Below are 14554 nucleotides of genomic sequence, written 5' to 3'. Positions count from 1 at the left end.
GGAGAGAAAGGCCGTGAAGGATGAGGCGGCCTGAATGCTAATGGATCGCTGGCGCTCGGCCGTCGCCACGGCGACGCCCGCGCCTCGCGACAAAAGAAAAAGCCGGGCTGCAGGAGCCCGGCTTTCATTGCCGTTCAGTCACTGGTGCGAAGACTCAGGCCTCGCCCTTGACCTTCAGGCGCCATGCATGCAGCAGCGGCTCGGTGTAGCCGCTGGGCTGCTCGATGCCCTTGAACACCAGGTCCTGCGCCGCCTTGTAGGCCGAGGAGGTCGCGAAGTTGCCGGCCATCGGCTGGTACAGCGGGTCGCCCGCGTTCTGCTCGTCCACCACCTTGGCCATGCGCTGGAAGGTCTCGTCGACCTGCGCCTTGGTGACCACGCCGTGCAGCAGCCAGTTGGCGATGTGCTGGCTGGAGATGCGCAGCGTGGCGCGGTCTTCCATCAGGCCGACGTTGTGGATGTCGGGCACCTTCGAGCAGCCCACGCCCTGGTCGATCCAGCGCACCACGTAGCCGAGGATGCCCTGCACGTTGTTGTCGATTTCCTGCTGGCGCTCTTCGGCGGTCCACTTGGCATCGGCCGCGATCGGCACCTGCAGCAGCGCGCCGAGGATGTTGTCGCGCTCTGCGTCGGCGTCGATCTTTTCCAGCTCCTGCTGCACCGCGGTCACGCTGACCTGGTGGTAGTGCAGCGCATGCAGCGTGGCGGCGGTGGGCGAGGGCACCCAGGCGGTGTTGGCGCCGGCCTTGGGGTGCGCGATCTTCTGTTCGAGCATCGCGGCCATCAGGTCGGGCATGGCCCACATGCCCTTGCCGATCTGCGCCTTGCCGCGCAGGCCGCACGACAGGCCGACCAGCACGTTGTTCTTTTCGTAGGCGCCGATCCACGCGCTGGACTTCATGTCGCCCTTGCGGATCATCGGGCCGCCCTGCATGGCGGTGTGCATCTCGTCGCCGGTGCGGTCGAGGAAGCCGGTGTTGATGAAGGCCACGCGCGCCGCGGCCTCGGCGATGCAGGCCTTCAGGTTGACGCTGGTGCGGCGCTCTTCGTCCATGATGCCCAGCTTCACGGTGTTGGCGGGCAGGCCGAGCAGCTGCTCGACGCGGCCGAACAGCTCGCTGGCAAAGGCCACTTCGGCCGGGCCGTGCATCTTCGGCTTGACGATGTAGATGCTGCCGGTGCGCGAGTTGCCCTTGCGCTTCAGGTCGATGGTGGCGATGGTGGTGGTGACCACGGCGTCGAGGATGCCTTCCGGAATCTCCTTGCCGTCCGCATACAGCACGGCCGGGTTGGTCATCAGGTGGCCCACGTTGCGCAGGAACATGAGCGAGCGGCCGTGCAGCTTCACGGGCTTGCCGTCGGCGCCGGTGTATTCGCGGTCGGGGTTCAGGCCGCGCGTGAAGGTCTTGCCGCCCTTGGCGACTTCCTCGGTCAGCGTGCCTTCGACGATGCCGAGCCAGTTCGAATACGCGACCACCTTGTCGGCGGCGTCGACCACGGCCACCGAGTCTTCGAGGTCGAGGATGGTCGAGAGCGCGGCTTCGAGCACCAGGTCGCTCACGCCGGCCGCGTCGCTCTTGCCGATGGGCGTGCCGCGGTCGATGCGGATGTCGAGGTGGATGCCGTTGTGCTTGAGCAGCACCGACGACGGCGCGGCGGCGTCGCCCTGGTAGCCGACGAACTGCGATGCGTCGGCCAGGCCGGTGCTGCTGCTCTGCAGCGCGACGACCAGCTTGCCGTCCTTCACGCTGTAGCCGGTGGCCTGCTTGTGCGAGCCGTTGGCCAGGGGCGCGGCCTGGTCGAGCACGTTGCGCGCGAACTCGATGACCTTGGCGCCGCGCACCGGGTTGTAGCCGGAGCCCTTTTCCGCGCCGCCGGTTTCGGGAATGGCGTCGGTGCCGTAGAGCGCGTCGTACAGCGAACCCCAGCGTGCGTTGGCGGCGTTCAGTGCGTAGCGTGCGTTGAGGATGGGCACCACCAGCTGCGGGCCGGCCTGCAGCGCGAGTTCGGAGTCGACGTTGGCGGTCGTGGCCTTCGCGCCCTTGGGCTGCGGCAGCAGGTAGCCGATCTTCTCGAGGAAGGCGCGGTAGGCCGGCATGTCGGCGATCGGGCCGGGGTTCTTCTTGTGCCAGGCGTCGAGCTCGCTCTGCAGGCGGTCGCGTTCGGCGAGCAGGGCGATGTTCTTCGGCGCGAGGTCGCTGACGATGGCGTCGAAGCCCTTCCAGAAGACGTCGCTGGCCACGCCGCTGGCGGGCAGGACCTTGTCCTCGATGAAGCGGTGGAGCTCGGTCGCGACCTGGAGTCCGTGGGCGGTGGTGCGGGCGGTCATGGGGGTTCTCCTTGAGAAAGATGCAATCCTGGGATCAACTTTATTCGATACCTGGTTGACGAGTAAGAGCCGCAAGCGGGATTTATCCGTGACAAAAATAGAGGTAATCGAGCGTGAGAGGTACAGGGCGCAAAGGGTAGGCACTGATAAGAGCATGGTGGCCGGCGGATATATTTAACTTCTTAAATAAATCCCGACCTGTTCCATGATTCTCCTGGCCTCCAACGAAAACCCCCTGGGCATGCCCGAATCGGCCCGTCGGGCCGCCGCCGCCGCGCTCGAGGGCGCCGGCAACTACCCCGACAGCAACGGCACGGCCCTGAAAAACGCCCTGGCCGCCCGGCTCGACGTGCCCGCCGACTGGCTCACGCTGGGCAGCGGGTCGAGCGAAATCCTCGAGCTGGCGGCGCAGGTGAGCCTGAAGCCGGGCGAGGGCGTCGTCTATTCGCAGTACGGCTTCATCGTCTATGCGGCGGCCACGGCGCATGCCCATGCGCACGCAACAGTCGTGCCGTCGCGCGAGTTCGGCCATGACCTGGACGCCATGCGCGCCGCCATCTGCGACGACACGAAACTGGTGTTCGTGGCCAACCCCAACAACCCCACCGGCACCTTCATCGATGCCGCGCCGCTGCTGGCCTTTTTGCAGTCCGTACCCGCGCACGTGACGGTGCTGCTGGACGAGGCCTACACCGAATACCTCTCGCCCGCGCAGCGCTACGACAGCATCGAGTGGGTGCGCCGCCTGCCGAACCTGATCGTGGCGCGCACCTTCTCCAAGGCCTTCGGCCTGGCCGGACTGCGCATCGGCTACGGCGTGTCGCAGCCGGCGCTCACGGCGCGCATGAACGCACACCGGCCGCGCTTCAACGTGACGACGCCGGCGCAGGCCGCCGCGGTGGCCGCGCTGGGCGACGCGGACTTCCTGGCGCGCACGTACGAGCTCAACACCGCCGGGCGCGACCAGCTCGCCGCCGGCTTCAGGGAACTGGGGCTGGCCTGCGTTCCTTCTTCCGGCAACTTCCTGATGGTGCAGGTCGGCGACGCGCAGGCAGTGCATTCGCGCCTGCTGGCCGCCGGCATCGAGGTGTCGCTGCTCGGCCCCTACGGCCTGCCGCAATGGCTGCGCATCAGCGTGGGGCTGCCCGAGCAGAACCGCGCGGTGCTCGCCGCGCTGCGCTGACTGACCGACTGACTGACGCCGGACGGCGTCAGACCTGGCCGCTGAGCTCCTTCGCCGCGGCGCGCACCGGCTCGATGTAGCGCTCGTCGTACCGGTGCGTGGGCATCGTCAGCGTAACTGCCGCCGCCAGGCTGCCGTCCGCATGGAATACCGGCGCCGAGATGCCCGCCAGCTCTGCCGTGCGGTCGCCCACCAGCGCGCAGAAGCCCTGCGCGCGGATGTCCTCGTACAGCTTGCGTTCTTCGGCGTCGCGCGGCAGGTCGCGCTCCGGGCCGAAGGCGATGAGCACCCGCGCGCCCGAGCCCCGGTCGTTGGGCAGCAGGTCGCCGACGCGCACGTGGTCTCGCACCACGTGCGATGAATCGACCCGGAACTGGCACAGCCGCACCCAGCTGCCGCCCTGCGCCTGCCGCACGTGGTACGCCGCGCTTTCGCCGGTGGTCGCCGCAAGCGCGCGCAGTACCGGCAGCACGATGCGGTCGACGGACAGCGACGCCGCATACAGCCCGTGCAGCCGCGCGATCTCCATGCCCAGCGCATAGCGGCCGTCGTCCTGGCGGCGGATCAGCCGCGCGTGTTCGAGCGAGGCCAGCAGCCGCAGCACGGTGCTCTTGTAGAGCTGCGTGCGTTCAGCGAACTGCGCAAGCGACAGCGCCTCGTCGCCCGGGCGGAATGCCGAGAGCAGGCTCAGCGCGCGGTCGACCGCGGCGGCACCGCCGGGGGCGGCATTGAGGTCGGACACCGATTCGGTCTGGGCTTTGCGGGGCATGGGCAGTGGGGGACGGGGATGGGGATGGGGATGGGTCGGCTTGACAGTCGGACGGATCGACGGTCTAATTCTGTTAAGCGGAATATAGTTCTGTAAGACAGAACAGTCAAGCAATTCCAGCACAGGAGACAGATTCCATGACCCCCCCCGACGTTCTCATCAGCGAGGTCGGCCCGCGCGACGGCCTGCAGTCGGTCAAGGCCACCATGCCCACCGCCGACAAGCTGCGCTGGATCGACGCGCTTTACGCCGCCGGCGTGCGCGAGATCGAGGTCGCTTCCTTCGTGCCCGCGAAGCTGCTGCCGCAGATGGCCGACGCCGCCGAGGTGGTGCGCCATGCCGTCACGCTGCCCGGCCTGGTGGTGATGGCGCTGGTGCCCAACCGCAAGGGCGCGCAGGCCGCGCTGGAGGCCGGCGTGCACAAGCTCACCATGCCGGTGTCGGCCAGCGTGGCGCATTCGCTGGCCAACGTGCGCAAGACGCCGACGGAAATGGTGGAAGAAGTGCGCGCCATCTCCGAGCTGCGCAACGCCATCGCGCCGCGCGTGAAGCTGGAGGCCGGCATTTCCACCGCCTTCGGCTGCACGCTGCAGGGCCTGGTGCCCGAAGACGAGGTGATCCGCCTGGCCGCGCAATGCATCGAGGCCGGCGCGGACGAATCGGGCCTGTCCGACACCGTCGGCTATGCCAACCCCGCGCAGGTGCGCCGGCTGTTCAGGCGGCTGCGCGCGGAGATCGGCGTGCACGCTGGCGCCGCCCACATGCACAACACGCGCGGCCTGGGCATCGCCAACTGCCTGGCGGCATGGGACGAGGGCGTGCGCACCTTCGACGCCTCGCTCGGCGGCCTCGGCGGCTGCCCTTATGCGCCGGGCGCCTCGGGCAATGCCGTCACCGAAGACCTCGTCTTCATGTTCGAGGCCATGGGCGTGCGCACCGGCATCGACATCCAGAAACTCATCGCGGCGCGCGCGCCGCTCATGGCCGGCCTGCCGGGCGAGCCGGTCTACGGCATGACGCCCGAAGCCGGATTGCCCAAGGGCTTCGTCCAGGAACACATCGCACAACATGTCTGAAGCCAATCCTCTGCCGTACGCCGGCGTTCGCGTCGTCGAATTCACCCACATGGTCATGGGCCCGACCTGCGGCCTGCTGCTGGCCGACCTCGGCGCCGAGGTCATCAAGGTCGAGCCCATCGAGGGCGACAACACGCGCCGCCTGCTGGGCTCCGGCGCGGGCTTCTTCCCGACATTCAACCGCAACAAGAAGAGCATCGCGCTCGACCTGAAGAAGCCCGAGGGCGTGGAGGCCGCGCTGCGCCTGATCGCCACCGCCGACATCGTCAGCGAGAACTTCAAGCCCGGCACCATGAAGAAGCTGGGGCTCGACTACGACACGCTGGCCAAGCTCAACCCGCGCCTCATCTACGTGAGCCACAAGGGCTTCCTGCCCGGCCCGTACGACCACCGCACCGCGCTCGACGAGGTGGTGCAGATGATGGGCGGCCTGGCCTACATGACCGGCCGTGCCGGCGACCCGCTGCGCGCCGGCACCAGCGTGAACGACATCATGGGCGGCATGTTCGGCGCCATCGGCGCGATGGCCGCGCTGCGCCAGCGCGAGCTCACCGGCAAGGGCTGCGAGGTGCAGTCGGCGCTGTTCGAGAACAACGTGTTCCTGGTGGCGCAGCACATGATGCAGTTCGCCGCCACCGGCAAGGCGGCCGACCCGATGCCCAGCCGCATCTCGGCCTGGGCGGTGTACGACGTGTTCACCGTGAAAGACGGCGAACAGATCTTCCTGGCGGCTGTGAGCGACAAGCAGTGGGCCATCTTCTGCAAGGCCTTCGGCCTGGAAGACATGCTGGCCGACCCGCGCCTGAAGACCAACAACGACCGCGTGCTGGCGCGCGACTGGATGATGCCCATCCTGCGCTCGCACCTGGCGAACCGCGGCGCCGCTGAGCTCGCGGCCGTGTTCGAGCGCAACGAGTTGCCCTTCGCGCCCATCACCAAGCCGCAAGACCTGTTCGACGATCCGCACCTCAACGCCACCGGCGGCCTCGCGCCGGTGCGCATGAACGACGGCAGCACGGCCAAGGTGCCGCTGATGCCGTTCACGCTGGACGGCGAACGCCCCGGCATCCGGCTGCAGCCGCCGCACATCGGCGAACACAGCCGCGAACTCCTCAAAGAAGTGGGCTACAGCGACGAACAGATCGCCGCGCTCGCAACACACAACATCACCCTCGGAGACTGACCCCATGCAATCGATCACACGGCGCGCACTGCTCGCCTGCGCCGCGGCCGCGGCATGCCTGAGCGCCGCACCCGCCCTCGCCGACACAGCCTGGCCCGACAAGCCGGTGCGCCTCGTCGTGCCCTACACGCCCGGCGGCGCCACCGACATCGTGGCGCGGCTGATCGCGCAGAAGGTCATGGACGACACCAAGTGGACCTTCATCGTCGACAACCGCGCGGGCGGCAACGGCAACATCGGCATGGACGTGGTGGCCAAGGCCAGGCCTGACGGCTACACGATCGGCCTGGGCCAGACCGCGAACCTCGCGATCAACCCGACGCTGTTTCCCAAGATGCCTTACGACGCGCTGAAGGACCTGGTGCCGGTGGCCGTGGTGGCATCGCAGCCGGTGGTGCTGGTGGTGCGCACCGAGGCGCCGTACAAGTCGCTGGCCGAACTGGTCGCGGCCGCCAAGGCCAGGCCGGGCGAGATCAAGCAGGCGCTCGCGGGCACCGGCACGCTGGGCCACATGGCCGGCGAGGTGCTCGCCAGGCGCGCGGGCTTCAAGGTGCTCAACGTGCCTTACAAGGGCGCCGCGCCCGCCATCACCGACCTGCTCGGCGGGCAGACCGACTACATGTTCGCCACGCCGCAGGGCGCGCTCTCGATGGTGAAGGGCGGCAAGCTGCGCGCGCTGGCCGTCACCTCGGCCAAGCGCCTGCCGGTGATGCCCGACGTGCCGACGGTGGGCGAGAGCTACCAGGGCTTCGAGGCGGTGGACTGGAAAGCCATCGTCGTGCCCGCCGGCACGCCAGTCGACATCGTGAAGAAGCTCAACGCCGCCATCGGCAAGGCGCTGGCCAGGCCGGCGACCATCTCGCAACTGCTGGCCGAAGGCAGCACGCCGGGCGGCGGCAGCCCGGAGCAGGCGGCGCAGTACATCAAGGCCGAGCATGCGCGCTGGGGCGCGGCGGTGCGCGAGGCGGGCGTGCGGCCCGAATAAGGCCGCGTCCTTCGTACGGCGGGGGATATAGTTCCGCCCGCCATGGACCGCCTCAAGCAGCTCGAATCCTTCGTTTCCGTCGCGACCCGGGGCGGCCTCACCGCCGCGGCCAAGGCCGAGGGCGTTGCCCCGGCCATCATGGGCCGCCGGCTCGACGCGCTCGAAGAGCGGCTGGGCGTCAAGCTGCTGGTGCGCACCACGCGCCGCATCACGCTCACGCACGAGGGCAGCGCCTTCCTCGAAGACTGCCAGCGCCTGCTGACCGAATTCGCCAACGCCGAGGCCAGCGTGAGTGCCGGCGGCATCAAGGCGAGCGGCCACCTGCGCGTGACGGCGCCGGCCGGCTTCGGCCGCCGGCATGTCGCGCCGCTGGTGCCGCGCTTTCATGCGCTGCACCCGGAGGTGACGATTTCGCTGAACCTCAGCGACCGGGTAGTCGACGTCACCGGCGAGAGCTTCGACTGCGCGGTGCGCGTGGGCGACCTGCCCGATTCGTCGCTGGTGAGCGTGCGGCTGGCCGACAACCGCCGCCGCTGCGTCGCCACCCCGGACTTCGTGCGCCGGCACGGCAAGCCGAAGCATCCGGGCGAGCTTTCGCGCTTTGCCTGCCTCACGCTGTCGAGCGACGCCTCGCAGACGCGCGGCTGGGCCTTTCGCATTACCACCGAGGCCGGCGCGCAGGAACTCATCCACCTGCGGCCCAGCGGCCCGCTCGATTGCTCCGACGGCCAGGTTCTGCACGACTGGTGCCTGGCCGGCCACGGCATCGCCTGGCGCAGCACTTGGGAGGTAGAGGCAGAGATCGACGCCGGCCTGCTCGTGCCGCTGCTCGACGAATTCGCCGCGCCGCCCAACGGCATCTACGCCGTGTTCGCGGGCGCCAAGCACCTGCCGCTGCGGGTGCGGCTGTGGCTTGATTTCCTCAAGGAGCAATACGGGAACCCGGAATTCTGGGGCGGCAGGGCCTGAGGGCAGGGGTGCGGCGGCACAATCTCTTCACATTTGAAATTTTGTTGACACGCTCCCCACGTTGACAGCGATCGAGGCTCCTTCGCGAAACACCGAGGAACCGGCTTTGCCGGGCCTCAGGTGTTGCCCCCGGTAGGGGGTTGGCGAAGCGACACGAAGTGCGCGCAGCCTGGGGGCGAGCCACCTTGAAAGCCCTCGATGACGCTCGAAGCCATCCTCGCCTATCTGCACTTGCTGGCCATCCTGACGATGGTTGTGTTCATCTCCAGCGAAGCGGCGCTGTGCCGGGTGCAGTGGCTCAACGCGGCCGTGGTGGAGCGGCTGGCCAAGGTCGACATGGTTTACGGCATCGCGGCTGTCGCGGTGCTCGCCACCGGCATCGCACGCACCTGGTGGGGCATGAAGGGCACGGCCTGGTACTGGACCAACCCGCTGCTGCACGTGAAGCTGGGGCTCTTCATCATCGTCGGCGTGGTTTCGATCTTCCCGACGCTCACCTACTTCCGCTGGCGCAAGACGCTGCGCGCCACCGGCAAGCTGCCGGACGAGGCCGACATCAGGAAGACGCGCAAGCTGGTGATTGTCCAGGCGCACCTGATCGCGCTGATCCCGCTGGTGGCGGTGTTCCTGGCGCGCGGCTTCGGCAAATAGGAAGCCGGGACGAAAAAAGCCCGCGCGAGGCGGGCTTCTTCAGCGCTGGCGGTGCATCAGCCCTTGGCTGCGTCCGCTTCGCATTTCTTCATGAAGCTGTTCTTGGCGGCGCCGGCCAGGGCCTTTCCGTTCTTGTCGACTGCCTTGGTCGCGCAGGCGGGTGCAGCGGCGGCCTTGGTGTCCTTTTCGCACTTCTTGACGAAGCTGGCCTTGGCGGCGCCGGCCAGGGCCTTGCCATTCTTGTCGACAGCCTTGGCGTCGCAGCTGGCGCCGGCGGCCGGCGCGGCCATGGCGGCGGGAGCGGCTGCCGGTGCGGCGGCCTTGTCTTGCGCGTAGGCGCCGAAGGAGAGACAGGCGCCCAGGGCTACCAGGGAAAGGAACTTCTTCATGGTGATATGTCCTTGCAAGGTTGGTTGTGACAGTTGCCCCGCCCCGGGGCCGACCATCGTAACGGCCCAGGTTCACGATTGGATGACCATTGTCAACAGCGCTCGGGTTTGCCCCCGGTAAAATTCGCAGATGCTATTGGTCAAACAGGAGCTGCTCGCGGCGCTCGCGAACACGCTCGAATCCCTCTCGCCCGGCGCTGGCTCCAAAGCTGCGTTCGAGTCGCCCAAGGTGGCTGCCCACGGCGATTTCGCCAGCACGGCAGCCATGCAGCTCGCCAAACCGCTAGCGCGCAAGCCGCGCGAGCTGGCCGAACAGCTCAGCGCCGCCTTGCTCGCAACCCCCGCTTTCGGCCAATGGGTCGAAGCCATCGAGATCGCCGGCCCCGGCTTCCTCAACATCCGCCTGAAGACGGCGGCCAAGCAGCAGATCGTGCGCGAGGTGCTGTCGGCCGGCGAAAGCTTCGGCCAGCAGCCCGCCACCGGCGAGAAGGTGCTGGTCGAGTTCGTCTCGGCCAACCCGACCGGCCCGCTGCACGTCGGCCACGGCCGCCAGGCCGCGCTGGGCGACGCCATCTGCAACCTGCGCGCCTCGCAGGGCGAAAGCGTGTGGCGCGAGTACTACTACAACGACGCCGGCGTGCAGATCCAGACGCTGGCCAACAGCACCCAGCTGCGCGCGCGCGGCTTCAAGCCCGGCGACGCCGAATGGCCCAGCGGCGAAAAGGCGCCGGCCTACAACGGCGACTACATCGCCGACATCGCCGAAGACTTCAAGGCGAAGAAGACCGTCAAGTCTGAAGACCGCGAAGTCACCGCCACCGGCGACATCGAGGACATCGACGCCATCCGCGAGTTCGCCGTGGCCTACCTGCGCCGCGAACAGGACCTGGACCTGCAGGCCTTCCGCGTGCACTTCGACCAGTACTACCTGGAGTCGAGCCTGTACACCAGCGGCCGCGTCGAGGCCGCCGTGCAGAAGCTCGTGGCCGCCGGCAAGACCTACGAGCAGGACGGCGCGCTTTGGCTGAAGTCGACCGACTACGGCGACGACAAAGACCGCGTGATGAAGAAGCAGGACGGCACGTACACGTACTTCGTGCCCGACGTGGCGTACCACATCGCCAAGTGGGAGCGCGGCTTCCACAAGGTCGTCAACATCCAGGGCACCGACCACCACGGCACCATCGCCCGGGTGCGCGCCGGCCTGCAGGCTGCTGGCGAGGGCATCCCCGAGGGCTATCCCGACTACGTGCTGCACACCATGGTGCGCGTGGTCAAGGGCGGCGAGGAGGTCAAGATCAGCAAGCGCGCCGGCAGCTACGTCACGCTGCGCGACCTGATCGAATGGACCAGCACCGACGCCGTGCGCTTCTTCCTGCTGAGCCGCAAGCCGGACACCGAGTACACCTTCGACGTCGACCTCGCGGTCACCAAGAACAACGACAACCCGGTGTACTACGTGCAGTACGCGCATGCGCGCATCTGCTCGGTGCTCGCGGGCTGGGGCGGCGACCGCGCCACGCTGGCGGGCGTTGACCTGTCGCCGCTGGAAAGCCCGGCGGCCCAGGCGCTGATGCTGCTGCTGGCCAAGTACCCGGCCATGCTCACCGCGGCCGCGCGCGATTTCGCCCCGCACGACGTCACTTTCTACCTGCGCGAGCTGGCCGCCAGCTACCACAGCTACTACGACGCCGAACGCATCCTGGTGGACGACGAGAAGGTCAAGCTGGCCCGCCTGGCGCTGGTCGCCGCGACCGCGCAGGTGCTGCACAATGGCCTCGCGATTCTCGGCGTCAGTGCGCCGAGCAAGATGTGAACCACCCCACCATGAAGAAGACAACCAGACAACGCGGCAACATCGTCATCGGCCTGATCATCGGGCTGGTGCTCGGCCTGGGCGTCGCGCTGGGCATTGCGGTCTACGTGACCAAGGTGCCGATTCCTTTCGTGACCAAGACGCAGCGCGGCGGTGCCGAGCAGGACGAGGCCGAAGCCCGCAAGAACCGCGACTGGGATCCGAACGCGCCACTGGCCGGCAAGGCCGGCGCCGCCAAGCCGGCGCCGGCCGCGAGCGGGCCGGTCAACCCCGTCACTGGCGAGCCGGCGACCACCGCGGTCGCACCCGCCACCGCACCACCCACGACCGCGCCGCCGGTGCCCGTGGTGGTGGCGCCCACGGCCAAGCCGCGCACCGCGCCCGTGCCGGCCGAGGCCAATGCGCTGCCGCCGTCGAACGACCCGCTGGGCGACCTGGCGCGCGCCCGCTCGGGCGGCGGCTCCGGCAGCACGACCACCGCGTCGGCCGCGCCCAGCAGCAACACCAGCGCCGCCAGCAGCAGCTCGGGCGCCGACCCGTTCATGTACTTCGTGCAGGCCGGCGCCTTCCGCACCACCGACGACGCCGAGGCGCAGCGCGCCAAGCTGTCGCTGATGGGCGTCGAGGCCAAGGTCACCGAGCGAGAGCAGGCGGGCCGCACCGTCTACCGCGTGCGCGCCGGCCCCTTCAACAAGAAGGAAGACGCCGACCGGCTCAAGGAGCGCCTGGACGGCGGCGGCCTCGACTCGGCACTCGTGCGGGTGCAACGCTGAAGCCGCGGCAATCGATTGCCACGAATAGCCCTTAAGCTTCGCCGCGCGGTATTTGCCGCCACCATTCATCGCCTTGGGCGCGCCGCGGGCGGGGGAACTCCCCGCCGCGTGCCGGCTCAGTCTGCCGTACCAACTGGAGAATCCTTTCAATGAAACGTCGTGACTTTTCGCTGGCCGCCACTTCGCTCGGGCTGCTGTCCCTGGCCGCCAACCCGGCCCATGCCCAGGCGCGTGCGCCCAAGGCAGGCACCGAGTACCTGGTGCTCGACAAGCGCGTGCCCGTCGACGCGCCGGCCGGCAAGGTCGAAGTGGTCGAGTTCTTCTCGTACAACTGCCCCCATTGCAACGACTTCGAACCGTCGCTCGAAGCCTGGGTCAAGTCGGCCCCCAAGGAAGTGGCCTTCCGCCGCATCCCGGTGCCTTTCGTGGGCAACGACGTCGAAGCCAAGCAGCGCCTGTACTACACGCTCGAAGCCATGGGCAAGGTCGACGAATACCAGCCGAAGGTATTCAATGCGATCCACGCGCAGCGCCAGAACGTGAACGGCGACGCCAACATCATTGCCTGGGCCACCGCCAACGGCCTCGACGGCGCCAAGTTCAAGGAACTCTTCACCTCGTTCGGCGTGGCCAGCAAGGCCAAGCGGGCTTCGCAGATGACCGATGCCTACAAGGTGGCGGGCGTGCCGGCCATGGCTGTCGCCGGCCGCTGGTACGTGGACGGCGAAACCGCTGGCAGCATGACCAAGGTGCTGCAGGTCGTGAACTACCTGGTCGGCGAAGCTAAAAAGGGCTGACGCCCAGGCTCCGCGCACTTCGTGCCGCTGCGCCCCTCACCGGCCCGCTTCGGCGGGCTTTTTCATCTGTGCGTGCGGGTTGACGCAATCAGCCGCATACAATGCCGAGCAAGTTTCGTGCCTCTATGACATTGCATTCTTACTCCACCACTCCCTTCCTGCGTCGCGTCGGCCGCCTGGCTGCCGCCGCGTTGCTGCTGGCCGGCCTTGCCTCGGGCGCCCTGGCCGAGACCGCCGACCGCAGCAAGCCGATGAACATCGAGTCGGATGCCATGCGCTACGACGACCTCAAGCAGACCAGCGTGTTCACGGGCAACGTGCTGGTAACAAAAGGCACGATCATCATCCGCGGCGCGCGGCTCGATGTCCGCCAGGACGCCGAGGGCTACCAGTACGGCGTGGTCACGGCGGCACCCGGCAAGCGGGCCTACTACAAGCAGAAGCGCAACGCACCTGACGAGTGGATCGAGGGCGAATCCGAAGTCATCGAGTACGACAGCCGCGCCGACAACGTCAAGTTCATCCGCAACGCAGAAATGCGCCGCCTGCTCGGTTCGACGCCGAACGACGTGAGCACCGGCGCCCTGATCGTCTACGACCAGAGCAACGACACCTACACGGTCAACGGTTCCACCGTGCCGCCGAACACCGCGGTCAACGCATCGTCCCCGAGCGGCCGCGTCAAGACCATCCTGACACCCAAGGCCGCCACGGCGCCCGCGCCCGGCGCTCCGGCCGGAGCCAAGCCCGCCGCGCCGGCAGCGTCCACGCCGGCACCCGGCACGGGCCTGCGCTCGACCACCACGCTCGGTGGCGATGGAGAAACCCGCAAGTGATCGAAACCGCTGGAACCCAGGAAGCCAACGGCGCACCGGGCAGCCGCCTGGTGGCGCGCGGCCTGAAGAAGAGCTATGGCAGCCGCACGGTCGTGAAGGACGTCTCGCTCGACGTGCAGAAGGGTGAAGTCGTCGGGCTGCTCGGCCCCAACGGCGCCGGCAAGACCACCTCGTTCTACATGATCGTCGGGCTGGTGCGCGCCGATGCGGGCGACATCACCATCGACGGCGAGCCCATCGCCCACATGCCCATCCACCGCCGCGCGCGCATGGGCCTGAGCTACCTGCCGCAGGAAGCCTCGATCTTCCGCAAGCTCACCGTGGAGGAAAACGTGCGCGCCGTGCTCGAACTGCAGCATGAGCCCGACGCGAGCGGCAAGCTCGTGCCGCTGTCCAGGCAGCACATGGAAGAGCGCCTGTCCGAACTGCTGGCCGACCTGCGCGTCGACCACCTGCGCGACTCGCCGGCGCTGGCGCTGTCGGGCGGCGAGCGCCGCCGCGTCGAGATCGCACGCGCCCTGGCCACCCAGCCGCGCTTCATCCTGCTGGACGAGCCCTTTGCCGGCATCGACCCGATCGCCGTGATCGAAATCCAGCGGATCATCAGCTTCCTGAAGGAGCGCGGCATCGGCGTGCTCATCACCGACCACAACGTGCGCGAAACGCTGGGCATCTGCGATCACGCGTTCATCATCAGCGACGGGCATGTGCTGGCACAAGGTACGCCCTCGGAGATCGTCGACAACGCCGAGGTACGCAGGGTGTACCTGGGCGAACACTTCCGCATGTAAGGAAGGG

14 protein-coding genes are annotated in these 14554 nt (G+C 68.2%); 11 read left to right on the top strand and 3 right to left on the bottom strand.

Annotated elements, in window-relative coordinates:
• Positions 1-154: 154 nt before the first annotated feature.
• On the bottom strand, positions 155-2329 hold the full coding sequence (locus ACQY8B_RS21620; RefSeq protein ID WP_422088583.1) for a malate synthase G: 2175 nt from the start codon (positions 2327-2329) through the stop codon (positions 155-157).
• Between the two features lie 205 nt (positions 2330-2534).
• On the opposite strand from ACQY8B_RS21620, the gene hisC reads away from it, so the two are divergent.
• Positions 2535-3512: a histidinol-phosphate transaminase gene (gene hisC, locus ACQY8B_RS21615; protein WP_422088582.1), complete on the top strand. Its 978-nt coding sequence runs from the start codon at positions 2535-2537 to the stop codon at positions 3510-3512.
• 28 nt (positions 3513-3540) lie between these two features.
• Here the strand turns inward: hisC and ACQY8B_RS21610 are convergent, their stop codons facing one another.
• Positions 3541-4281 (bottom strand): IclR family transcriptional regulator, encoded by a 741-nt coding sequence (locus ACQY8B_RS21610; protein ID WP_422088581.1) that lies wholly within the window; start codon positions 4279-4281, stop codon positions 3541-3543.
• Positions 4282-4418: 137 nt separating this feature from the next.
• Between ACQY8B_RS21610 and ACQY8B_RS21605 the strand changes: the two genes are divergently transcribed.
• The 5 genes from ACQY8B_RS21605 (at position 4419) to ACQY8B_RS21585 (ending at position 9145) form a co-directional block, all read left to right on the top strand.
• Positions 4419-5357, top strand: coding sequence for a hydroxymethylglutaryl-CoA lyase (locus ACQY8B_RS21605; protein WP_422088580.1), 939 nt, complete (start codon positions 4419-4421; stop codon positions 5355-5357).
• Positions 5350-6540 carry a CaiB/BaiF CoA transferase family protein gene (locus tag ACQY8B_RS21600; RefSeq protein WP_422088579.1) on the top strand — a complete coding sequence of 397 codons (1191 nt, stop codon included), beginning with the start codon at positions 5350-5352 and terminating at the stop codon, positions 6538-6540. The genes ACQY8B_RS21605 and ACQY8B_RS21600 overlap by 8 nt, the downstream gene beginning before the upstream one ends.
• 4 nt (positions 6541-6544) lie before the next feature.
• Positions 6545-7525, top strand: coding sequence for a Bug family tripartite tricarboxylate transporter substrate binding protein (locus tag ACQY8B_RS21595; protein ID WP_422088578.1), 981 nt, complete (start codon positions 6545-6547; stop codon positions 7523-7525).
• 42 nt (positions 7526-7567) lie between these two features.
• Positions 7568-8494, top strand: a complete 927-nt coding sequence (locus tag ACQY8B_RS21590; RefSeq protein WP_422088577.1) for a LysR family transcriptional regulator — start codon at positions 7568-7570, stop codon at positions 8492-8494.
• A 198-nt stretch (positions 8495-8692) separates the two neighbouring features.
• Positions 8693-9145, top strand: a complete 453-nt coding sequence (locus ACQY8B_RS21585) for a DUF2214 family protein (RefSeq protein WP_422088576.1) — start codon at positions 8693-8695, stop codon at positions 9143-9145.
• A gap of 56 nt (positions 9146-9201) precedes the next feature.
• Here the strand turns inward: ACQY8B_RS21585 and ACQY8B_RS21580 are convergent, their stop codons facing one another.
• Complete coding sequence (locus ACQY8B_RS21580; protein WP_422088575.1) at positions 9202-9534, bottom strand: hypothetical protein; 333 nt, start codon at positions 9532-9534, stop codon at positions 9202-9204.
• Positions 9535-9664: 130 nt separating this feature from the next.
• On the opposite strand from ACQY8B_RS21580, the gene argS reads away from it, so the two are divergent.
• The 5 genes from argS (at position 9665) to lptB (ending at position 14547) form a co-directional block, all read left to right on the top strand.
• Positions 9665-11350 carry an arginine--tRNA ligase gene (argS, locus tag ACQY8B_RS21575; RefSeq protein ID WP_422088574.1) on the top strand — a complete coding sequence of 562 codons (1686 nt, stop codon included), beginning with the start codon at positions 9665-9667 and terminating at the stop codon, positions 11348-11350.
• Positions 11351-11361: 11 nt separating this feature from the next.
• Entirely contained in the window at positions 11362-12123 is a 762-nt protein-coding gene (locus ACQY8B_RS21570) for an SPOR domain-containing protein (RefSeq protein WP_422088573.1), read from the top strand.
• A gap of 149 nt (positions 12124-12272) precedes the next feature.
• On the top strand, positions 12273-12920 hold the full coding sequence (locus tag ACQY8B_RS21565; RefSeq protein WP_422088572.1) for a thiol:disulfide interchange protein DsbA/DsbL: 648 nt from the start codon (positions 12273-12275) through the stop codon (positions 12918-12920).
• Between the two features lie 125 nt (positions 12921-13045).
• Complete coding sequence (gene lptA, locus ACQY8B_RS21560) at positions 13046-13756, top strand: lipopolysaccharide transport periplasmic protein LptA (RefSeq protein ID WP_106935949.1); 711 nt, start codon at positions 13046-13048, stop codon at positions 13754-13756.
• Positions 13753-14547, top strand: coding sequence for an LPS export ABC transporter ATP-binding protein (lptB, locus tag ACQY8B_RS21555; RefSeq protein ID WP_422088571.1), 795 nt, complete (start codon positions 13753-13755; stop codon positions 14545-14547). Before lptA ends, lptB begins: the two co-directional genes overlap by 4 nt.
• Positions 14548-14554 lie beyond the last annotated feature (7 nt).

The organism is Variovorax sp. (assembly GCF_965279555.1).
Classification (GTDB): domain Bacteria; phylum Pseudomonadota; class Gammaproteobacteria; order Burkholderiales; family Burkholderiaceae_C; genus Variovorax.
The sequence above is the reverse complement of the archived record's forward strand: the minus strand, read 5'-3'. Positions and strand labels throughout refer to the sequence as shown.